General features: G+C 58.6%; 14 protein-coding genes. 6 read left to right on the forward strand and 8 right to left on the reverse strand.

Annotated features, from left to right (window positions below; genetic code table 11):
- From HNR46_RS16135 to HNR46_RS16145, 3 genes are all read right to left on the reverse strand, one after another.
- Positions 1-4,964, reverse strand: a 4,964-nt coding sequence (locus tag HNR46_RS16135) for an RHS repeat protein (protein WP_184020637.1), incomplete at its 3' end; no start/stop codon positions are given.
- A gap of 61 nt (positions 4,965-5,025) precedes the next feature.
- Positions 5,026-5,883 (reverse strand): hypothetical protein, encoded by an 858-nt coding sequence (locus HNR46_RS16140; protein ID WP_184020639.1) that lies wholly within the window; start codon positions 5,881-5,883, stop codon positions 5,026-5,028.
- 247 nt (positions 5,884-6,130) lie between these two features.
- A complete protein-coding gene (locus HNR46_RS16145; RefSeq protein ID WP_184020641.1) occupies positions 6,131-6,805 on the reverse strand; it encodes a hypothetical protein in 675 nt (224 codons plus the stop codon).
- Between the two features lie 406 nt (positions 6,806-7,211).
- Here HNR46_RS16145 and HNR46_RS16150 point away from each other — a divergent pair, with 406 nt between their 5' ends.
- Positions 7,212-9,821, forward strand: a complete 2,610-nt coding sequence (locus tag HNR46_RS16150) for a helicase-related protein (protein WP_184020643.1) — start codon at positions 7,212-7,214, stop codon at positions 9,819-9,821.
- 7 nt (positions 9,822-9,828) lie between these two features.
- On the opposite strand, the gene HNR46_RS16155 is transcribed toward HNR46_RS16150, so the two are convergent.
- A complete protein-coding gene (locus HNR46_RS16155) occupies positions 9,829-11,178 on the reverse strand; it encodes an NAD(P)/FAD-dependent oxidoreductase (protein WP_184020645.1) in 1,350 nt (449 codons plus the stop codon).
- 124 nt (positions 11,179-11,302) lie between these two features.
- On the opposite strand from HNR46_RS16155, the gene HNR46_RS16160 reads away from it, so the two are divergent.
- Positions 11,303-11,938: a site-2 protease family protein gene (locus tag HNR46_RS16160; RefSeq protein WP_184020646.1), complete on the forward strand. Its 636-nt coding sequence runs from the start codon at positions 11,303-11,305 to the stop codon at positions 11,936-11,938.
- A gap of 9 nt (positions 11,939-11,947) precedes the next feature.
- Here the strand turns inward: HNR46_RS16160 and HNR46_RS16165 are convergent, their stop codons facing one another.
- A complete protein-coding gene (locus HNR46_RS16165) occupies positions 11,948-12,688 on the reverse strand; it encodes a TSUP family transporter (protein WP_221285220.1) in 741 nt (246 codons plus the stop codon).
- Positions 12,689-12,697: 9 nt separating this feature from the next.
- On the opposite strand from HNR46_RS16165, the gene HNR46_RS16170 reads away from it, so the two are divergent.
- Positions 12,698-13,282, forward strand: coding sequence for a hypothetical protein (locus tag HNR46_RS16170; RefSeq protein ID WP_221285221.1), 585 nt, complete (start codon positions 12,698-12,700; stop codon positions 13,280-13,282).
- A 15-nt stretch (positions 13,283-13,297) separates the two neighbouring features.
- On the opposite strand, the gene HNR46_RS16175 is transcribed toward HNR46_RS16170, so the two are convergent.
- The gene (locus HNR46_RS16175) at positions 13,298-16,264 is read right to left on the reverse strand and encodes a glycoside hydrolase family 2 protein (RefSeq protein ID WP_184020650.1); all 2,967 of its coding nucleotides are present in this window, start codon (positions 16,262-16,264) and stop codon (positions 13,298-13,300) included.
- A 53-nt stretch (positions 16,265-16,317) separates the two neighbouring features.
- A complete protein-coding gene (locus HNR46_RS16180; protein WP_184020652.1) occupies positions 16,318-16,701 on the reverse strand; it encodes a hypothetical protein in 384 nt (127 codons plus the stop codon).
- Positions 16,702-16,987: 286 nt separating this feature from the next.
- Here HNR46_RS16180 and HNR46_RS16185 point away from each other — a divergent pair, with 286 nt between their 5' ends.
- Positions 16,988-18,271 (forward strand): argininosuccinate synthase, encoded by a 1,284-nt coding sequence (locus tag HNR46_RS16185; RefSeq protein ID WP_184020654.1) that lies wholly within the window; start codon positions 16,988-16,990, stop codon positions 18,269-18,271.
- A 285-nt stretch (positions 18,272-18,556) separates the two neighbouring features.
- A complete protein-coding gene (locus tag HNR46_RS16190; protein WP_184020656.1) occupies positions 18,557-19,111 on the forward strand; it encodes a hypothetical protein in 555 nt (184 codons plus the stop codon).
- A 152-nt stretch (positions 19,112-19,263) separates the two neighbouring features.
- Here HNR46_RS16190 and HNR46_RS21235 read toward each other — a convergent pair whose 3' ends face one another.
- A complete protein-coding gene (locus HNR46_RS21235) occupies positions 19,264-21,630 on the reverse strand; it encodes an MMPL family transporter (RefSeq protein WP_221285222.1) in 2,367 nt (788 codons plus the stop codon).
- Between the two features lie 112 nt (positions 21,631-21,742).
- Here HNR46_RS21235 and HNR46_RS16200 point away from each other — a divergent pair, with 112 nt between their 5' ends.
- On the forward strand, positions 21,743-22,378 hold the full coding sequence (locus tag HNR46_RS16200) for a LolA family protein (protein ID WP_184020661.1): 636 nt from the start codon (positions 21,743-21,745) through the stop codon (positions 22,376-22,378).
- The last annotated feature ends 9 nt before the right edge of the window (positions 22,379-22,387 follow it).

The following is a 22,387-nucleotide window of genomic DNA, read 5'->3' on the forward strand; positions in this document are numbered from 1 at the left end:
AGCAGGTTGCCGTCCGCGTCGTAGCTCGGAACCAGCGCCGCTTGGTCAAACCACAGATAACCGGTATTGACGGAGGTTGCACCCATTTTCTTCGTCTTGACGGTTTGCCATACGGGTGCCGTCGCATTGTCAACACTCACCCCCTGATAATAGATCTCACCATTCCGGTTGGACTCGATACCATCGACCATCACCGTCCAATTCGTGGGTGCCCGCCCCAGAGCCAGTCTCTCCGAACCGTGGGTGACCTGCGCCCACTGGTTGAGGGAGTTCGGCGTATAGCTCCGATCACCGATCACCTCCGAGCTACTCAAGAGCCGATTTCCAATGCCGTCGTATGCATAGGCACTATCGAGCTGAGGGATCGCTCCTCCAGCACTATCATACCGGCTCACCGAGGTGACTTCCGAATGGTCGTTGTATCCGATCTCGCGGTAGGAGCCATCCAAATAGGTTTCCTTCTCCCTCCGATTCATGGCGTCGTACTGATAGGCATGGGAAGCCACAGGAGTCGCCGTCGTTCCACCAGCTACCGAAGCGCTCCTCACCCCGAGAATCCTCCCTCCTGCATCGCGATAGCGATCCTCCTGGAACCAAAGCCGCGCCGTGTGACGGGTCTGCACTTGAGACACCCAAGGACTGTTCGCGTCGTAGGCATACTGGTGGTTCTGCGCGCCGTCATCCACTTGCTTCAGCAATCCGGTATTGGCATCATAACTGTACTCCACCGTTCTGACGACCGTGAATCCCGAAACCCAGTGATTGCTGGTCTCCTGCACTTCGTTCAGTCGCCCATAAGAATCTCTCTCGAAAACAAGTCCCCGCTCGGCGAACAACTGGTGGCTTGTAGAGTGATACATCTCTTTGAGCATCCCCTTCATGGTTTGCTCAGAACTGACCGTCGTGTTGCCTTCCACGAATCGGTAATGCTCAGTGCCCCGGCTCGCCTGCGCGACTTGGTAGACCCTTCCCATTCGATCGTAGGTGGGACTTCCCCCATAGAACATCGTCAAATCCGGGGTCGTATCCGAATAATTGACTCCAATCAGGTGACCCGACCCATTGACTCCATCGGAATAGGTGTAGGTGGCCGAAACTCCTCGGGCCCAGGTTCTGACACTCACTTTCCCAGAAGGATAGTAGGAGTAACTCACCCCTTGATTTGCCGCATCCTTCTTTTGCAACAACAATCCCGTTCCGGCTTGGTACACCCAGGTTGTTTGGTCGGAGGTCGACCCCGAGCGCCAGGTCCACATGCGATCTTTGACGCCAAACTCATCGTATCCGTACGTCACCCGATAACCGGCGGTTCCGGTCTCTTCAATCAACTGCCCCAAAGGTGAGTAGCGGTAGATTCTGGTGGTCCCGTCCGGGTATTGAATTTTTGAGGTCAATCCCGAGGAGGTATGGCTCGGCCCATAGGTTTCGTAGCGCGTCACCTTACCGCGATCGTCCGTGGTGGCCGCAACCGATCCGTCAGCTTGGTAACTGCGGCGCTTGACCGCACCACGCGCGGAGATTTCCGTCACGATCCGCCCCAAACCATCATATTCCCAAGTGTCAGGTTGGCTTTGCTCTGGAGTTTGGCGGGACAGCAACAAGCCATTCCGATTCACCGTCACGACTGCGTTGCTTGCTCCACCTCCGACGGTGGAAACCGTGACTGTCTTGTTGGCCCAATCCACGAGCTCCGTGGACTCAGTCGTGGCCCCTGTCGGTGCGACTTGCACGTTCCAGGACGCCCAGCCATCCGCAAACTCGTTGAGACAACGCTTGCTTAGGGTCTCCAAGAAGCTGCCACTGCTGCCGTCGATCCCATCGTAGACTCGCTGGGCATTCACCTCCCACCAGTCGTCACCTTCCTTGACGTAGTAGCTCAGGCGTGCTGTCAGCGAGTCCCGCGATAGGATCGCCAATCCTCCGCCATCAAAATCCTCTCCACTGTACTCCACCCCGTTTCCTGAAAGGTCCAAATCCACATTCTGATAAAAATCTCCTTTCGGGGAGACGCGTCTCTCCAGACGCCGAGTTCCGGGTAAATAAAAGAAGTTTTCGGTCACTTCGCCGGTGCCGGTCGGACTCGGTGTTCTTTCTTCCACCACTCGTCCGGCACCATCAGTCTGAGTGAGCACATAGCGCGGCGAATTGGACAAATCATCACCAACCCTGCGCGTCACCACCTGATGCCCGTTGGAGAGAAGGGCATAGCTGTAGACCTCATCGACCGTCCCGGACCCCGTCCTTGAAACCAGGTCGCCGCTCAAATTTCGGCTAGTCAACTCCGTGATTCCACCTGGGCGGGTCACCAAAACATCGCGTCCCCCATTCAAATAGCTCGTTCGAATCACCGCGCCGGCAGCATTGACGCTCGCCACTTCCCGGCCAGCGGCATCCTTCACTATTTGCTTCCGAGCGACCTGATCGCCCCCTGTCGTGGTCGTGATCGTGGTCAACCCCTGATAATCGTAGCTCGTCACCACATCGGGCTGTACCCCCGACACTCCGACCTTGGTTTGGGAGACGAGACGCCCGGATTGGTCGACAACGACGCGTTGCTCCTCGCCGTTCTCACTCCAAAACGCGGTTTCATATCCTGAAATGGCCTCTTTCTTAAAAAGGATTCTGCTGGCAAGCAGAGTCACGGTGCCACCCGATCCCTCCGTGAAATCCCAGGTTTTGCCGATGACTTCCCGGGGATGTTCGTTGCTCCAAAGGACAGGGTATTCGTAGGTCCTCACCGTCGCGATCTTCCAGTCCCCTGATCCATCGACGACATGAAATTCCTCCCGAAGCAATTTGCCGTAGGCATCGATGATTCTTACTTCCCGAGACCCCCGATGGGGCCGAACGACCGATCCCTGCAGGACTTTCACACGAACTTGGCGCAGGTAGGCACCCATCGTCGGAGAGGTTCCCGAAAATGAACTGGGGGTGAAAACCCCGGAAGAAAAGTTCCCTCGTTCATAGCCCACCACGGAGCCATTCCCCTCCTCATCGACGGAGCCAGCGAAGCTTCCGACCCACCGTCCGAAAGTCTTTACTCCCGCAGAAATGGAGCCATCGGTATCATTCGAAACGTAGCTGAAAGAAAGTCCGTTCGAGACCATCTCCGAGAGCTCATTGGAAGCATCTGCCGATTCGCTGGATCTCGTCCAAAAGATGCTTTTTGCTTTTGGGAGCCAAGCGGAATCCACACCCGCATCCGCCAACCATCCCCGAAGATCGCTTTCGTTTCCGTCGACCGGCTCATTGTCGGAGGTAAAACTGACCTCTTCGACTTCGAAATTTTGAATATTCGAGAGGATCCCATTTTTGAAGGTCCTTTCCTGACTCTTCACGATGTTCATTCCCACGCGGCTGTATGCAACCTCCACTAGTTCGTATCCTGCCGTCGAAGTCGACACCGTCCACGGTTCGGCCGGCGGGGTTGTCGGTCCGTCCAGCCATGGCCGCACGATGGTCTTCAGTCGATGCTTCCAAAGACGGTTTGAGTTCGTGAGATCCGTGTAGTCATCGTAGTAGGAATATGCCTCCCAGCGCCCATCCGGGCGAACCACGGAAAGAACCCTTCCCAAAACATCCGGGTGGGGATTCCACTGCGTCGTCAGCCAGGTGGAATCGGAGTCGTACACCCACCGTTCGCGGCGAAACTTCGCTCGATCATAAACGACGTTCGAGGCATCTCTCTTGAGTTGGAAAGAGGTGGTTTCCTGCGTCTTCGAGATCAGCGCACCGTCTCGTCGAGTTTCGTCAACATCAGTGCGCTCCCATTCATGGAGATTCGAATTGTAGGTAAAAACACTCGCAAGCTCCCGAATCAAGGCCCCTCCTTCAGACACGATTTGGCATGAGCTTCCATCATTGGAGGTTCTCAAATAGGTCGTCACCTCCGTTTCACCGTTGGGGTGATGCCGTGTGATCTGAATCCCTCCATAGTGCACCGACGCTAAAATCGTGATCGGTAAGACCTCCAAAGTGAAATAGGGACTTCCCGTCAGCGTCGACGGCGACCCCAACGTATAATCCCCCTCCCCATAACACTCGACTTTGAAGCCACCAGTAGGAAATGAAGTAACCACCGCGAGTCGGCGGAAATTGGAAAGCTCCTTGATCACCGAGCCCACTTTGAAGACATGCAGAGTCCCGCCAATCTCGGAACGGTCCCCCACCGTCAGCTTGGAGACATCCGCTAAAGTCTGCGAGATTTCCCCATTGAGCTTCAGCCAACCCATATTCATCCCTCCTGAAGCCTCAGTTTCCCCCAATCGCAAAAGCAGGCTAAGCTGGGAAGGAGTGATCGAGGTCGGCATGCCATTGGCCATCGGGCCTGCATCCTGCGCCGAATTGGGCAGTGACGCGGGCGAAGCATCATCCGTGGTGGAAGAATCTTCGCCGTTCTCAGCCTCGGGGGAATCGCCAGAGCAGCTCTGACAGGTCGCGGAAGGGTCCTCCACCACCATCACCCTGACATTCATCTTCACATTCCCGGAACCCGAACCGACTTCCAAGGTCCCATTCGAACTCGTCTGAAGATCGCTCCAGTCTCCCCACGAACTTCCATTCCACAATTGGTAGTTGGCTTGGATGAGATAGCCACATCCGACCTCAAATGTGACGGCAGCAAACGCCGAGCAACTCACTTCGCTCGCGGATGCCGTGGATGTCACTTCGGCAACCGCAAAAGTAGGCTTGTCGACCTCCACTTCAACTTCCCGGATCGGCGTCGAAATCTCGGCAGCCCCCAGGACTGGACCTCCCGCCGACGTCACCCCATTGAAGTTCACGGTAGCACTTGTGGACTCGTTCGCGTCCGCCGCTCCCACACTTCCCGCCATCGAGAACCGGACATTTACGGTATTGGAGTCTTCAGCCGCACAGGTCCCACAAGCCGCCATGGCTCGATCGATCGAGATAGAAAACAAGGCGAGCGCCGAAAGGCCCAACCCGAATCGTTTGAATATCATGAGACTATTGAAAATAAAGATACAAAAATGAACCGTGGGCGGAGAACCCACTGCCCCACGCCTAATCCAGCGGACTCCAGATCTGAATGGAGGTCGCCGCGGCAAAAGGGAGGGAATCGGAAACGTTGGGAGTCGCATCCACGCCGTCAGGAATGCCATCTCCATCAGAATCAGGATTCCATGGATCAGTCCCATTCAAGATTTCCTGGGCATTGCTCACTCCGTCACCATCCAGGTCGTCATTTCCGGTGTCGATACCCAGCTGATAAGCTTCCAAGTTGCTCAGCCCGTCTCCGTTGAAGTCACTGGCTCCATCCGTTGAAAGGTTGGGATCCAGATCATGGAGCGTCTCCCACCAGTCGGGAATGCCGTCCCCATCCGAGTCGAGACTTTCAAAGCGAAGAGAGAAGCATGCCTTGAGCTGGGCAAGATTAGCGATTCCGTGATTGGAATCGTCGGCCGCATTGGCAGTCCAAGGATAGTAAAACGAAGCATTCGCAGGATCCTGAGTGCCGTTTGCAGCCAGTTCTGCGCTGAGCCAATCCTCGGCGGCCGCGTGCAGTCCATCGTAGAATGGAGCTGAGATCGCTTTCAACTGGCCCACCAAGAGCGGTGCATACTCCGTTGCCAAAGCCGGATCGGATGAGGATTTCTCCCAACCCGACAAGGCACGCCCCGGCCCCACCAATTGGTCCTCGATCTCGTAAGCAAGAGCCGGATGGGTGACCATCAACGTTTCCAACGCCCTTTTGGCCATCCACTTTGCCTGTCCTAGGTTCGCAGGACCCATGGGATTCGCGGTTTCCCCGTTTACCACCGGAGGATCCGTATCCCACCACTCTGGAGGATTCGCACTCGCGAGGCTCCAACTCAAACACCCGCCTGCGATAAGCACTCGACCCAATCGGGAGACTTTCATTTTCAATCTTTTTATGAAGAAGCCCGAGGAGGGAGGAAACATGCGATTTTCCATTGGAAAGCGACGAGAAGATGAAATCCCCATCGCATCCCCCTCAGACCACGTTGTACCGTTTCAACGGAGAGCACCTAGCAGGGATTTACCCCTCCATTCATCAGCCCGTTTTGTGACTTAAACCTCTATTCTGTCCTCGCGCAATGAGCTACCCCCAAATCAAGGGCGAACCGACCTTACAAAAATCATTTATTTACTCATAGTTTCCCATGGAAATATCGCCCTGGGCTTGATCCAATATCACCGTGCCTTTCAGAAGGGTGTTTCCATCGACGGTCAAAGAGCCTTGATCGATGGTCACATCCACAGCGGTGAAACTCGCCGAAGAGGTCGCCCCATCGATCTCAAAGAGAGGGGGAGCGACATCCAGATCCTCCGCCGCAAAGATGCGAAATTGCCCGTTTTGACTGTCAATCCAATTACCCAAGAAGACCGTAACAGGCTGACCCCAAAGGACCAATCCGCCATCCCAATAACCTGGCGCGGATTCAGAAGTATCCGAATGAAGATAGAGAGCCCCGTCAAGGGCGGCCACCTCGCCAGTGGTATTACCTGACATGTCGTGTGACATAAAATAGGTTTTCAGAGAAGAATCCACAAAAACCCCATCAACAAAAGTGGCGGCACTGGATGGCATTGAAGAAACCATGAAAGCTCCAAACATCCATCCCAAACTCCCGAAAATTCGATCCTCCTTCATCACCCGAATAACGTTGCACCGATGGATTAATTTAACATCCTCCATCAGGTCAACTTGATTCTTTGTCTTCGATGGAGAACCCTTCAAAATCCATTGATCAATTTTGAATCTATCAAAATTCCCTGCCATCTCATGATGGGGAAAATCGGCACTGACGTTTCGATACACTTTCCGGGGATTCGAGATCGATTTCGATAGGGCCTCGACGCCACATGCCGTCCCGATGCTTCACTTTCCATCTGGGATCGTGGCCTTTCGCCCCAAGCGATAACCTTCCGCGCCAGCATGCAGATGATTTTTGCCGCTCGGCATCTCGTCTTGGTTCCAAAGCCTCCGTCGACCTTTCCTCCCCGCCGGTCTTTTGGCGTCTTCACGTCCCGACCTCGCCTGCCCCCTGTCGAACGAACTCACACGGACCGTGGTTTTTCTTCCCTCGCGAGGCGCCCATCGCCCCACCCATCCTCACTGGGAGGGCTTTGCGGGAGCCTCCGCAGACTGCCAGGGCTCTCAACCCCGCATTTCAGCACCGGTTTCCCTTCCCCAATCCCTTCGAGATCGCTAGACCGCGCCCCCCATGCAGCTTCCCCGCCCCGGACAACGATGGGTTTCGACTTCGGAACCCGCCCTCGGACTTGGCATCGTCCTCACTGCCGGTGACGGCCGGGTCGAACTCCATTTTCCAGCGGCTGAAGAAACCCGTCTCTATGCTCTCGACAGTGCACCGGTGGTCCGAGTGCACTTCAAGACCGGAGACTCCGTGGCCGATCACGAAGGGCGCGAATTTCGAATCACCGGCGTTCGTGAAGAGTCCGGTCGACTGGTCTATCTCGACGGCGATACCGAAGTTCCTGAAGCCGCGCTGCTCGACACGCTGAGTTTTACCGCGCCGGAAGAACGCCTGCTGGCAGGGATGTGCGACGAGCCGGGAGAGTTCGATCTGCGGCGTCGGGTCCTGGACATGGCATCCAAGCTACGTCGCTCCCCCGCCCGCGGGTTTCTGGGGGCTCGTATCGACCTGATTCCTCACCAATTTGCGATCGTCGCAGAGGCGTGTCGTCGCCCTCACCCCCGTTTGTTGCTGGCCGACGAAGTGGGTTTGGGCAAAACCATCGAAGCCTGCCTGATCCTCCAGCACCTTCACCTGACCGGCCGTGCCGAGCGGGTTCTCATCTTGGTGCCGGAGCCCCTGCTCCATCAGTGGTTCGTAGAACTGCTCCGCCGCTTCAACCTGCTGTTTGCCTTGTTCGATCAGGAGCGCTGTGAAGCGATTCTCGCCAATGACCCCGAGGCCAATCCATTCCTCGATTCCCAACTGGTGCTCGCTCCCATCGGCTGGCTGGCCGAGGATGACGATTGGCGGAACCAGGCCGCCAACGCCGGTTTCGATCTGTTGATCGTCGATGAAGCCCACCATCTCGAATGGTCTCCCGGAGAGTCGTCGCCGGCCTATGCGGCGGTCGAAGCATTGGGCGCGTGCATTGCGTCTCTCTTGTTGCTCACGGCCACGCCGACCCAACTGGGACCGGAGGGCCATTTCGCCCGTCTTCGGCTCTTGGATCCAGCTCGCTACGGCGACCTTTCCGCGTTCCTTGCCGAGGCCGAAGGTTACGAGGCGCTCGTAGAGGAAATCGCCGCGCTTCCCGATGGAGCTCCGGAGGCCCGCGAAAAGATCGATCGTTTCGGCACCGGCCGGGTGCTGTTCCGCAATACTCGGCGCAAGCTCCAGGGCTTCCCAGTGCGCCGACCCCTCTTGCACCCCTTGAGCGCCGAGTCGTCGCCCTACACCTGGCTAGCCGATTTGCTAAGACTCCTCCCCGAAGAGGAAAAAGTGCTGCTCATCACCAGCAGCCCGGAAGCAGCCGAAAGCGTACGCGAAAAGCTCCTCCAAGAAATGGAAGTGGAGTGCACGATTTTCACGGAGGATCTCACCCTTCTACAGCGCGATCGCAATGCTGCCTGGTTCGCCGACCCCGAGGGAGCAAGGCTCTTGATCTGTTCCGAGATCGGCAGCGAGGGGCGGAATTTTCAATTCGCTCGGCATTTGGTGCTGTTTGGGCTGCCGCGCGATCCAGAGCTCCTGGAACAACGCATCGGCCGACTCGACCGGATTGGCCAAACCGGCGATATCCATATTCACGTTCCCTACGGGGAAGGAAGTGCATCTGAACGCCACGCGCGCTGGTTGCATGAGGGCGTCGACGCATTTTCCCAACCCTTGCGCGGCGCTTCGACGCTGGCGGCAGAGTTCCTTCCTGAGCTGGAAGCCCTGACCGACGAGGATGCGGCCCGTTTCAAAAAACTTCTTCGCCGTAGCCGTCAACGGTCTCAGGAGATCGCCCACCAATTGGACTCCGGTCATGATCGTTTGTTAGAACTCGCCGCCCCTCCCGCGAGCGACGCGAGCGCCCTGATCGAGCACATTGAGGCCCACGACAACGACCCCGCTTTCGAGCGTTTCATCGTCCGACTCTTTGACCGGCTGGGCCTCGATGTTTCCGATCTTTTCGTCCGCGCCTATCATTTCGCCCGGGGCCAGCGGCTCAGTGAAGCCTTTGCCGATCTACCAGAGGAAGGTTTGTCCGCGACTTTCGATCGCGACACGGCCCTGGCACGGGAGGACCTTGCCTTGCTGACAGCCGACCATCCGATGGTGCGAGGAGCCGTGGAACATTTCCTGGGCTCGGAATTGGGCAATGCGGCCTTCGCCCGTTGGGAAGGCGGCCGTGGCAAAGGCATTTTGCTCGAAGCCTGCTTCGTTTTGGAAGTCCCCGCGCCGGGACGACTTCACCTCGATCGATTTCTTCCACCGACCGCGATTCGCGTGATGACCGACCACACCGGAAAAGACCTCTCCGATAAAGCGGCTCCTGGACCGTTGGCCGGGGGACAGGCGCGAAAACTGGTAACGCAACCGGCGTTCCGCGACCGGGTGCTTCCCACCTTGCTCGATCGAGCCAGGGAGCTTGCCACCGCCCGCCGGGAAGCCCCTGTCGCGGAGGCTCGCAAAGCCGCCGAAGCCGAGTTCACCGGGGAAATTGCCCGCCTTCGGGATCTCGCCACCCGCAATCCTCAGGTGCGTCCGGACGAAATCACCACCCTCGAAGCCTTACGCGGTGAGACCTTGGAACACCTCGACCAACCCCGGCTGCGGCTGGACAGCCTGCGGGTGATCTGGTGTTCCTGATATCTCGTTAGACGCCTGCCATCTGGGCTTCCTCCCGAGAGGGCAAGGGGGTCTTTGACGTCCGCACCGCATAGTGCTCCGGAGGTTGCGTATCCCACACCAAGTGGCGGGTCGACCAGTTCACCAGTCCACGGCCATAGCGGCTGCGAGTCGTCACTCCAGAGACCATGCGAGTGATGTTCGCCGTCAGGTGTTTTTCCATCAGCGAGGGGAGCTGCCATTTCCCATAGGCTTCGCGCAATTTGGTCCCCGCCTCATACATTGAGAACATGCGTCCATCGTAGAAATATTCGATGATCTCCGCCCAGGACTCATGCCAGTCGAGCATCTCTGCCTTCACCTTCTCCAGACGGGGAGCCAAGCGCGAGGGTTGATCGAGCACTCTGGGCCCTCCGGCAAACACCAATTCGTCGAGCCTCTCCGCCATGTGCATCGCCATGAACAAGCCCGGTGAAAGCATGGGGTCGACGAATCCAAAAGCATCCCCAGCAGCCACCCAACCCGGCCCGTGAGAACGTTCCGAGATCAACTGGTAGTTGGTGTAGGTTTTGACGTCGGTCACCCGCTTGCGACCCGCTCCGGGCCCAGCAAGAATCGATTGGGAGTCAATGATGGATTCCAAGCGTTCTTCGGCGGTGGAGCCGTGTTGCTTGGCAATTTCCTTGTCGATGACCACGCCGACCGAAAGCCGACCGGGAAGCGGGATCCGCCAGCTCCATCCATGCTCCAGGATCGATATCACCACCTGCCCCTCGGTCATGCTGGTGGCATCGAAGTCTTCGTAGTGGGCGAAATACGCGACATCGTTGCGAGTTCCCTGAGTGGACGAAAGGCCCAGCACCCGAGCGAAGGTGCGGGCTCGACCCGTGGCGTCCACCAACAGGCGCGGCGCTTGACCCTTGAGTTCAGGAACCACCTTCATGGTTTCCTGCGAAAGCACCACTTCGGAGTCGCCCACGCCCTTCTCCACGGAGGCGCGATGTTTCACAAACAGCACTCCCAGTTCCTTCGCCCGATCCCGCAGCAGATTGTCGAACTCCGGCCTGGGGATGTTGTAGGAGTAGTTCGGCGTCTTCCCGAGAACTCCGTGGGGAAACAAAAAGTCGAGCCGCTGACCATCGCGATGAACGAATGCCACGCCCGGTTTGAATTGGGAAAAGGCTTTCACCCGATCTTCAATGCCGAGGCGTCGCATCAGATCGACCACTGTGGGCAACAGCGATTCCCCTACCAGCAATTCGGGACGACGCTCATCATCGAAGCAAATCACCTTGAAGCCCCGCTGTACCAGCAAGGCTCCCAGAGTGCACCCGGCCGGGCCGGCGCCCACGATTCCCACGTCAAATCCGTCGCTCATCACGCTTCCTTTAGCGACTCTGCCCCTCTGAACAAACCGGAAATTGTCCTTCGTTGCCTGCATCCGGCATTCCCGATTGGACACGCGGCCGTCCTCGATTACTGCTCCTCCGCTCTAAGAACTCATGCTTCGATTTTCCCTCTTCGGTATCCCCGTCATCGTTCAACCTTGGTTTTGGATCACCATGGGCTTGCTGGGTGCCATGATGAATGGCGACAACACGGTCTCTGCCGTGCTGGGCATCGCTCTATTCATCATTGCCGGATTCCTTTCAGTGCTGGTGCACGAGTTGGGACACGGGCTCACCGCCAAGGCATTCGGTCGACAGCCGATCATCGTCCTCCAGGCATTCGGAGGATACGCCGCTTATCAGGGCGGGAAAACCACCCGAGGACAGGATTTCCTGGTCACCGCCGCCGGTCCATTCGTGCAGTTGCTTCTGGCGGGGGCATTTTTTGCGGCTTTCACCTTCTTCAGGCCACCCACGGTTCCCGCCGCGAATTTCGTCAAGTGGGTATGGGTCATCAGCTTCTTCTGGGCGATCCTCAACCTGATTCCGGTGATTCCCCTCGATGGGGGACGTCTCGTGGCCATCTTGCTCGGCCCGAATCGTCAAGTCCTGGCTCATCAGGTCAGCATTGCGATCGCCATCGTATTCGCCGTGCTCCTTTTCATCTACCTGAAGTCCATCCTCTTCCCGATTTTCCTGGTCGCCATGGCTCACCAGAATTGGGAGGCCATCAAACTCCTCCGGCGCTGACTCCGCGCGCTAAGCCACCAGCATTCGGATGGCCGCCACGCTGGCGAAACCAAGGATCATCCATTCAAAGGCTTTCTGAGGGACCCGGTGCAACAGTGCTCGCCCGAAGAGGATTCCCGCTACGATTCCCGGAGCCAATTTCAGGTCAGCCAGCAAAGACTCGGCGGTGAGCGACCCAAGGTTTTGGTTGAGCGGCACCTTGATGAGATTCACCAGCAGAAAAAACCGAGCACCGATCCCGATCAGTTCCATTTTCGGCATTCGCCGCGAAAGCAGATAGAGCTGGAAAACCGGTCCCGCGGCATTCGCCAGCATGGTCGTTGTTCCTGCTGCCACGCCTGCTGCCGTTCCGAACGCCCGATGATCCGCGACCCGCTCCAACAGCCCGGGACGAAGCACCCGCAAGCTTTGCAGGCCCAACAAAAGGAAAATCAGCCCGGCGATTAGATGCTTGGCAAATTGCTCGTCCACATTTCCTAGCAACCACCACCCGATTCCGAGACCAACCAACGTGGCGGGCAACAACTTCCCCACATCCCGCCAATTGCCGTGTTTTCGAAATGCCGGAAACACGCAGACATCGGCCAGGATCAGCAAGGGAAGTGCGAACCCCGCCTGAGCTTTGGCCCCGAACAACTGGGTGAAAATCGCCACGGAGATCAGCGAAGTCCCGCTGAAACCGGACTTCGCCATCCCGATGCAAAAGGCCGCGAACAACGCCAGCGACCACGCTTCCCATCCCTCGAGCACCCCGCAGGCATGACGCGCCGACCGCTGACTCGCAAGCCCGGGCTCTCCGCTTGTCTTTCTTGCCCTGCTCTGGATTCTGTGGGCTTCATGGAAAATCCCTACTCCTCGACTCCGGAATCGATCCCCCCTGAGTTCCACTCTCCACCCGGCATCGCCAGTCCCGGCGTCATTGATGCTCTCGCTGGCACCCGCTTTTGGGTCCGACTTTGCTCCGTCCTCGGCTTCATCGGTTCCGGCTTCATGGTCATCGCTGGCCTATTGATCCTCCTCGGTGGAGCCGCGAGCACCGCGTCACTCCCGGAAGGAAACGGCTCGATGGTCCCCATCGTCATCGGCCTGGGCGTTTTCTATCTGCTCTTTTCCGGCTTGCTGATCTATCCCTCCATCAAGCTTTGGACCTACGGCAGCCATATCGTTCGGCTGTTGGTCTCCCGCAGCGAAACGGACCTGGTCGCCGCCTTGCATGCCCAACGAGTCTTTTGGCGATTCGTGGGATGGATGATCGTCTCTCTGGTCGTTCTCTACTTCGTAGGAATTCTGGTCATTGGAGGTTTCATCACCTACAGCGCCATCAAAGGCGTGCCGACACCCTGACAACCATCGCCCATTTCACCGCACCCGTTCGTGGAACTCGATCTCCACGATCCCTAGCCTCCCAGGTGCAACGGGAGGTCCGTCGCTGGCATTTCCGGCATCCTCCACTTCGCGAATTCCGCCAAAACCCTCTTTCACCTCGCCTTTGCCCACACATTGCACCCGGACCACCCGACCTTCCTGCGGGCGAAGAGGCAGGGTCACATATCCCAAACTCGTCGATGTCGTTCCGCGGTAGACTTCCCGACCATCCACGAAAATCGCAAGCGGATAGGTGCGACTCCGCCAACCCGGAAACTTCGCCGTGATTTCGTCCACCACTGCAGGCCGGGCCAAGGTGAACTCTACCCAAGCAGATCCATCATCCCCGCCATTTTCCCATGCCGTCTCCTCGTTGTCGTCGCATGCCCATGACGCCTCCTGTTGCCGACCACCTGCACGAATCGATGCCACGGGCACGGAGATTCGGTGGGGCTGAAATGAGGGACCTTTCGGAGTGGGCCCCCGAGTCAGCCAAGGCCGCGGCACCAAAGCCGCAGCCGCATCCGGTGGGACCTGACTTTCCAACTCGAGCGTCGCCGACGCCAAACCCGGAGCCCGCGCGATGAGTCGGATGCTTCCCGCCTCGGGATGCGATCTCAACAGCACCCGATTCACCCCACATTCCACCGGCAAAGTTTTTGCCAGAATCGAGTTCTCAGGTCCGACAGCGATCCCTCCTCGCCATTCTGCAGGACCTGTTAGTTCGAAGGTGATGGGATGCATCGCGGTGGGAACTCGGCGGCCTTGGGCATCGACCACTTCCACGTCCACCAGCGCCACATCGGCCCCATCGGCCTTGAACCCCACCCCGTCAGGTGACACGTGGGAAGTCAATCGCAGCGCCACCGCAGGTCCCGTGGTTTCCCGCTGGTCACGGCAAACCTCCCGACCCTCTTCGTCGTAGCCCACCGCGACCAAGCGCCCAGGCCGCCAAGGGATCTCAGGAAACGAAAACAAAAACCGCTTCTCTGGAGTGCGGCAACGCCCCAACGACTGGCCGTCCAAAAACAACGCTACCTCGCGAGCACTTGAGACCACCACCACCGGCTTCTTGATCCCCTCCTTATAATTCCAATGCCCCAACAGATGCGCGCGGGGATGCTCCACATCCACCCAACCATCCCACATCACCTGATGGGCAAAAAATCCATCCTTCGGCAACCGCATCGCATCCACTTCGCCACTCGTCCGATAGTTCACCTCCCCACGGTGGTGCGTGTTGGTATCCGAAAAGACGATATTCACCCCGCCTGAACTCACCCGGGAGCCTGTCCCCGGCCGGCATTCCCAGTAGTCATACCAGCGGCGCACATTCTCCATCGCATGCTGATCTTGATTGTGATGATACGCAGGTGCTGGCTCGCCTTTGTAGGGGCGACCTTCGCCTTCCGGATGATACGGGGGCGAAAACTCATCCCAGTATCTCCGCAGTCCTTCATCACGCGAATACTCCATCGCCCAAAATGGATTTCGGGCACTCTTGTTGATATAGAGCATTTCCCCACCATACTCTGCTGTCCCACTCGCTAGCATGTCACGCGCACCAATGGCCCGCCCTCCATGGGGATCCCACCGGTCGCGGATCGCCAGCAGCTCCGCCATGTGCGCTTCCGAAATCCCGTGATTTCCCCCTTCATAGAAAACCACCGAGGGATGGTTGCGGTGGGCGATGATTGACGCCGTCATCACCTCGACCCGCTGCTCCCAACGCCGCCCCGTCACGTCCTTTTCCGCATCGCCCGCGGGCATCGCTTGTAGCAGCCCCACCCGATCGCAGGATGCGATGTCTTGCCGCCACGGACACGTGTGCATCCATCGCACCAGATTGGCACCACTTTCCACCATCATCCCATTAGAGAAATCGCTCAGCCATGCCGGCACCGCACTTCCCAATGCCGGCCACTCATTCGTCGTCCTCTGAGCGTAGCCCTTCAGTTGAATCACCCGGCCATTCAGCGCCACCTGCCCGTCACCGAAGGTGACCTGTCGAAACCCCGTGCGGGTCACCATCTCGTCGACCACCTCACCCTCTTCCAAGAGGCGAGTTTTGACGTCATAAAGATAGCCATAACCCCAACTCCACCACTGCAAACCGTCCACTCCCCCTGATGCCCTCACCATCCCGGATTCTCCTGGCTCAAGGGTGATCGATTCGACACCGGAAAATCGCCCTCGCTCAGTGCCATCCAACTCGGCCACCACCACCTCATATCTGAAGGAACGCACCCGCTCGGAATCATTCTTCACCTCCGATTCCGCATGCACCCTCGCCCGTCCATGTTCCAGCTCGAACTCATCGGCATAAATGTAAGTCCCGGACGTGCCCAGCCCGGGAAACACCGGAAGCGTTTGATGGAGCGATCCCATCCGATGAAGCCACACGTTCTTCGGAATCCCTCCGTAGTTCGCGTTGAAATTCCGATCATTCCATTGATAGCGCTGCCGCGTCCCTTGTTCCCGATAATCCCAGGCATTGTTGGTCCGCACGGCCAAAACATTCGGCTCCGAAGGAGGATTCAAATGGGGTGTGAGATCAAAGCCGACTTCCGTAATGCCATCTTCGTGAAACCCGAGGGATTGGCCGTTGATGTAGAACTCCGCGCCGTGGCGAACTCCTTCAAAAACCACCACCACCCGCTCATCCAGCTTCCGCTCCGGCAAAGCAAATGTCTTCCGGTACCAAGCCGTCCCGGTCGGGAGGTCGGCAATGTCCACGCGAAAGGCATCATCTTCATTCCAGGCCCGCGGCAAGGTCACCGGCTCCCACTCTCCATCGGGGAAGCTCGGCAGCTCCGCCCCTTCGCAGATTCCAACATGCAACCTCCAATGTTGATTGAATCGCAGCACCTCCCGCTGCGCATGGGCCGCAGAGGGCAACCACCAAACCAAAAGCCAACAGAGCCAGCAAACCCGCCAAAGAAGTCGTGAGATCCAAAACATGGGCAAGCCGGTTTTACCGTTCCCAGCCCGAATGCCTGTCTACCCAAGCTGGGTTAGCCCCCAAGCAGGGTCGCGAGTAGTCCCACCACCACACTCCCCAGCAAGCCCAACCAAAAGACCACGATGGCCGTCAGCCCCAAGGATCTTTCCTCTACCGATAGGGAATGTCCGATCACCCCGAAAAAATGCGAACCGTAGAATGCCGGCAGAAAACTCCATCCTCGCCATTCCTGAATCCAGCCGCTGACCGGAGCCACCATCGACGCCACCACCTCTACCATCACCGCAGCCCATAGATTGAACACGCACAGCAATCCCACCAGGCCCAGCCATTGCCCCAGCCCATGCTGCCGCTGCCGTTTGAGCATCTCCTCAGCAGAAACTCCCCCACTTGGCAGAGTTGCGGAAACCCTCACCGGATGGGGAACCTTCAACATCCTCGGGCCTCGCCCCCGTTTCACTTCGCGAAAGGCCAACTTGACCCTCGGTTGGTAACCCGGACGGGGACCCAATGGGGAAATACGCTTCGATCTCCCATGGGGAATCGGAGCAGGACCGGGATCGGGAAAAATCCTTTGGCATCCACAGGTCGGTTTCATGACTCCGGCAGCCTATCCGCCCGCCCCCTCCACCCACCATGGAAACCTTCGACTCCGATTGTAGCCGACGCCTCGCATTTTGAAGTTTGATTCCCCGCCGTTCCCACCTACGCCTCGGCCCAGCATGAAAATCGTCGTCGCCTACTCTGGAGGACTCGACACCTCCGTCCTCCTCCTCTGGCTCAAGGAAAAATACAATGCCGAGATCATCGCCTACTGCTCCGATTGCGGACAAGGTGAAGAACTCGATGGCCTCGAAGCCAAAGCCCTCAGCACCGGGGCCTCGAAGTGCTACATCGATGACCAAAAGGAAGAATTCGCCAGCGATTTCATCTTCCCGATGTTCCAAGCGAATGCCCTTTACGAAGGCCGCTATTTCCTCGGCACCTCGATTGCCCGCCCCTGCATCACCAAGGGCATGATCGACGTGGCCCTCAAGGAAGGTGCCGACGCCATCGCCCACGGTGCCACCGGCAAGGGCAATGACCAGGTCCGCTTCGAACTTTCCGCCGCCGCCCTCGCTCCCGACATCAAGGTCATCGCTCCATGGCGCGATGCGGAATTCCGCAAGCAATTCCCCGGCCGAGCCGAAATGATCGCCTACGCCGAGGCCAACAACATCCCGGTGAAAGCCTCCATGAAGAAACCCTACTCCATGGACCGCAACCTCCTTCACATCTCCTTCGAGGCCGGAGCTCTCGAAGACGTTTGGCACGACGCCACCGGCGAGGCCGACAAGGACATGTATGTTCTCTCCGTTTCCCCGGAGAATGCTCCCGACCAGCCGCAATACCTCCAGTTGCTGTTCGACAAGGGCAACGTCATCGGCCTGCAAACCGAAGGACTCGCGGAAACCATCGCCGAACTCGGCGACTTCTCGCCGCTCGGAGAACAGGATGGTTACACCCTGCTCACTCCCTATGGCATCATGCGCGTGCTCAATGCCCTCGGCGGCAAACATGGCATCGGTCGCATCGACATCGTCGAGAACCGCTTCGTCGGTATGAAGTCCCGTGGCATCTACGAAACGCCCGGTGGCGCCATCCTCATGGCCGCTCACCGCGATCTCGAAACCCTGGTGATGGACCGCGAACTGCAACTGACCCGCGACACCCTCATTCCCAAATACGCCCAACTCGTTTACAACGGATTCTGGTTCGCTCCAGAACGCGAAGCCATCCAGGCCCTCGTCACCGAAAGCCAAAAGACTGTCTCCGGGGAGGTCCGGGTCAAGCTCTACAAAGGCAATGTCATGCAGGCAGGCCGCCGTAGCCCTCACAGCATGTATTCCGAAGCCGTCGCCACCATGGAAGGGGGCCAGGAAGAGGCCTACAACCAGGACGACGCGACCGGATTCATCGCCCTCAATGCCCTGCGCCTGAAGGCCAACGCCCGCCAAACCAAGTAACGGCGCGCCCTCAGACATCGATCTTCGCCCCGCGAGCGCTTGCGCCGCGGGGCGCTTTTTTTGGGAGGAGGAAATAGGCGCGCAGATCCCTTCAAACCCCTTCAATTCCCGGAAAAGCCACCACCCCTCGCCATCCAGCGAATTCGGATCCTCAGTCGCGTGGGTCATTTTACGAAAATCAACTCTTCCTAAGTCGATTTCGACGTGCTAGAAGGACCCCTGATTTCGACGTGCCGATCTGCTGATCAGCACCTCTCGAGTTCACCCCACCCCATTCCCCTCTGCATGAAAACTTTGCTTCCAGCGACTATCCTCGCGCTGCTCGCGACCGGGCCGATGGCCTTCGGCGAGAACGGTTGCGAGGCGTCGATCGAGCGGATCACCGCTGTAGCGGGCCGCGCCAAGGTCGACCCCATCGAACTCCTTCGCATGGTCGATGTCGAGGTAACCGGCAACCCCGGTTGCTGTTGCGAAATCGTCAAAGCTGCCATCCAAGGCACCGAGTGCGATGACGCCATCGTCGGCTACGTGGTGGAAACCGCCATTCAAGCAGCCCCGGACCAAATGCGCCTCATCGCTCAATGTGCGATCGCCACCGCTCCGGGCTCCTTAGGCCGCGTGCAAGAAGTCATGGCACGCCTCGATCCCGGAGCAGGAGAATCCGCCGACAGTGCCAAAAGCGCGAAGAGCGCCAAAGACGCCAAGGGCGTGGAAGTCAAACCACAGGCCGCTCCGGCAGATCCTCTCGATCTTCCGCCGATGCCGCCACCCATCCCGCCTTTGGCCCCGCCGCCCTACCCGCGGCCACCATCGACTCAGACCGATTTCTACCGCTTCTGATCCTCGCGGTCCCTGATTTTTCAAAGCCGACCTTTCCTCTGGGATGGTCGGTTTTTCTTTTCCCTCCTTTCTCAGCCGAACAGCTCGGCGCCACTCCATGCCTCCGACCGGCCCCCCTATTCAGGGTTTCCCGGTACGGGATGGAGCTCCCCTCAGGAGCGGTGGCCACGCAATCCAGGGAGCAAGAAAACCGACACCGCCATCGAAATCAGGATGCCCAACAACGCCACCTTCCCAAGACTCGCCAGCGCATCGATCGAAGCAAACGCCAAAGACCCAAAGCCGATCGCCGTCGAGGCTCCACAGAACAGCACAGCTTTGCCCGTGCCATGCCAGACATGGCGGAGATCGCCATCGCCGCGCTTGAGTGCCAGCAAGATGTGAATCCCATAATCGAGCCCTGTGCCCAACAACAATGGAGTCGCTGCGATATTCAGGAAATTCCATTCCAATCCCAGCCACCGCATCGCCGCCAATAACACCAGTCCGCTGAGAGCCATCGCTCCCACCGAGGCCAGCACATCCCGTAGATTGCGGAAAACCAATGCCAGCATCAACAGCATCAATCCCGCCATCGGCAGGAACACCTCCATCACATCCTTTTTGACCAGAGGCAAGACCGCCGGCCGGAGCAATGCCCAGCCAGCCAGCATCACCCCATCCCCGCCCGCCTTTCGCAGCCGCGTCAGATCCTCCATATCGAGATCCTCCGGCGCCTCCAGCTCCACTGTTCCCAGCAATCGCCCCCCTCCGTTCTGATTTCGCGAAACCACGCCTCTCAGAATTTCCTCCGCCGCACCGCCCGCCGGCAACTGCCCCACCGGCCAGGTCGCCACCTTCGGCAAAGCCTCCAAGACCAGCTTACCCAGTCCCAAGCCCTCTTCTGAGAAACCCACCTCATCGGCGGCTTGAAGCAATCGCTCCCGTGCCTCGCCAAGCTGAGCCAAAGCGGCACGATTCGCCTCAATGTGCTCCGGAGCTGGCCACCAGCCCGCCGGGATATCGACTCGCTTGACCTGCTCCGGCCAGGCACTCTGCAACTTAGCGAAGTCCTCCTCGGCCCGCACCACGTGCCCGCGCACCTCCTCATCCGTGGCCCCTTCAACGACCAACTTCAAGGCAGGTGATCCCCATTCCGGAAAGGCCCTTTGAATGTTTTCAAACGTCTCCATCGCCTGACTGTCCCTGGGCCGCAGCAACGAGCGGTCAAATGCCACCCCTGGCACTCCTCGGAAGATCAGGGTCCCCATCGCCGCCATCACCAATACCGCCAAACCCGTCCAAGCCCCCCTGCGACCGAAGATCGCACAAGAATCCCCCCCGGCCGTCGTCCGACCCGCACCCACCTTTGCCACCCATGGCACGAATAATATGACCATCAGCACGGCCCCCGCGACCACCCCACAGGCCACCACAGTTCCCAACTGAGAAATCCCAGGCATCCCACTGAGGTTCAGCGCAAAAAAGACCGCAGCCGTCGTCGCCGCTGCCCACAAAATCGAAGGGGTCGTCGCCGATCGGATCGCCGCCGTGTCGTGCCCACAAAGCTTCGCTTCCTGACAAATCAACACGCCGTAATCGACCACCAACCCCAGCAAAATGGCCGCGAATCCGGCGGCCATGATGCTCAGATCCCCATAGATCCAACCGGCCATCCCGGCCGTCACAAAAAACACCAAGGCCAGCACCCCCCCCAATCCGAGAAGCAGTCCATGACGACGCTGCATCAGGAGGAATAACAGCCCGATGAGGATCGAGGTCAGCGTCGCCGTCCCACTCATGTCTCCCTCCATCGCACCTCCGATTTCCGCTTCAAATGCCGGATCTCCCGTGTAGCCCACCTCAAGCCCTTGCTTCTTGGCCCAAGGATCGATCGTCTCATGCAACTTCTCCAACCAAGCCCCGGCTTCCTTGTATCCCGGAACCGGAGCTGGAGCGTCGATGAATACCAAATGCCAGGTTCCATCCCCGCTCAGGAAACCCTCGCCCCCATGCTCGGACGCCTCAAAAAACCCACGCATCGCCGGGTGGTTGAGAAATCCAAACGGATCGTGAGCCGAAAGCATGATCTCGCTTCCCTCCAGCGCCGTCGCCACCCGCTCCAAAGAAGCCTCCAACGTGTCCGACACCTCGTCGGCAGAAAGCGACTCCTGCAACCGTCCCACCTCAGCGGGATCACCATTCAACCACAACCAGGCAAACAACTCGCCCAAGCCCGCAGGATCGTCCTGCCACCGCGGGCGATATCGCACCCCCCGGGCCAAACCCGTTTTCATCACCTCGGCCGCCAACTCCTCCGCCCTCACCGAGAGATCCTGATCGCCCGAGGGATCGTGGAGCAGCAGCACCAATTCTTCATCGCGGGAAAACACTTCCTGAAAGGCCCGCAACCCTTTCGCCTCGGGAAGCTCAGAGGGCAGCACCGAGAGCACGTCGGTATCGATCTTAATTCGCCGAATCCCGGCACCGGCCGCCAAGATCACCACCACCAGCAGCATCCATTTCCACGCTCCGCGCATGCGCGGCATCCCGACCTCTGCCGCCCGGGATTCCAAGCTCCAAATCCCCGGCTCCTCCCCTCTGCCGAATTTGGACTTTGATCTTTCGGCGATCCCTTTTCTCTTCCCTGTCATGCGACACTTTCTCCTTTGCCTCGGCCTCACCGTCCTGTCCGCCCATGCGGACCTCGACACCGCCCCATTGCGGGCGTGGTTGGAGGCGCAGAAGAAGGTCCAATCCCTTGATGCGGATTTCACTCAGGAACGCACCCTTCCTGCTCTCAAGAAACCCGTCTCAACACCCGGCCGCCTGACCCTCTCCAAACCTGGCAAACTCCGCTGGGATCTCGGCACCCCCCCCAAGACCATCGCCGTCTCAGACGGCGAAACCATCACTCTCATCGACGTGGAGAAAAAACGCGCGATGCGACTGGATGCCGATTCCTCCCGCGCTCGATCGTTCACTCTGCTGGGCGACAAGGCTCTTTCCGGTGGCTTGGATGGCTTCACCGAAGCCTTCGAGCTGGTGGAGTCCCGTGTGACCGAGGGCATCTACCAACTCACCACCCGTCCAAAGGATCGCCGCATGCGCGACAAAGTTGACTATGTCTTCTTCGACATCGATCCGAAGACCCAGCAGCTCCGTGCCCTCGAATTGCGCCTCGACGACAAATCGCGCATCCGCACGATTTTCCGCAACACCCGCCTCAACGCAAAAGTCGAAGCCGACCGATTTGCCGTGGATCTCAGCGGCTTCAAAATCCACTGAGACCCCTTC

It is taken from the genome of Haloferula luteola (assembly GCF_014201715.1).
Taxonomy (GTDB): Bacteria; Verrucomicrobiota; Verrucomicrobiia; order Verrucomicrobiales; family Akkermansiaceae; genus Haloferula; species Haloferula luteola.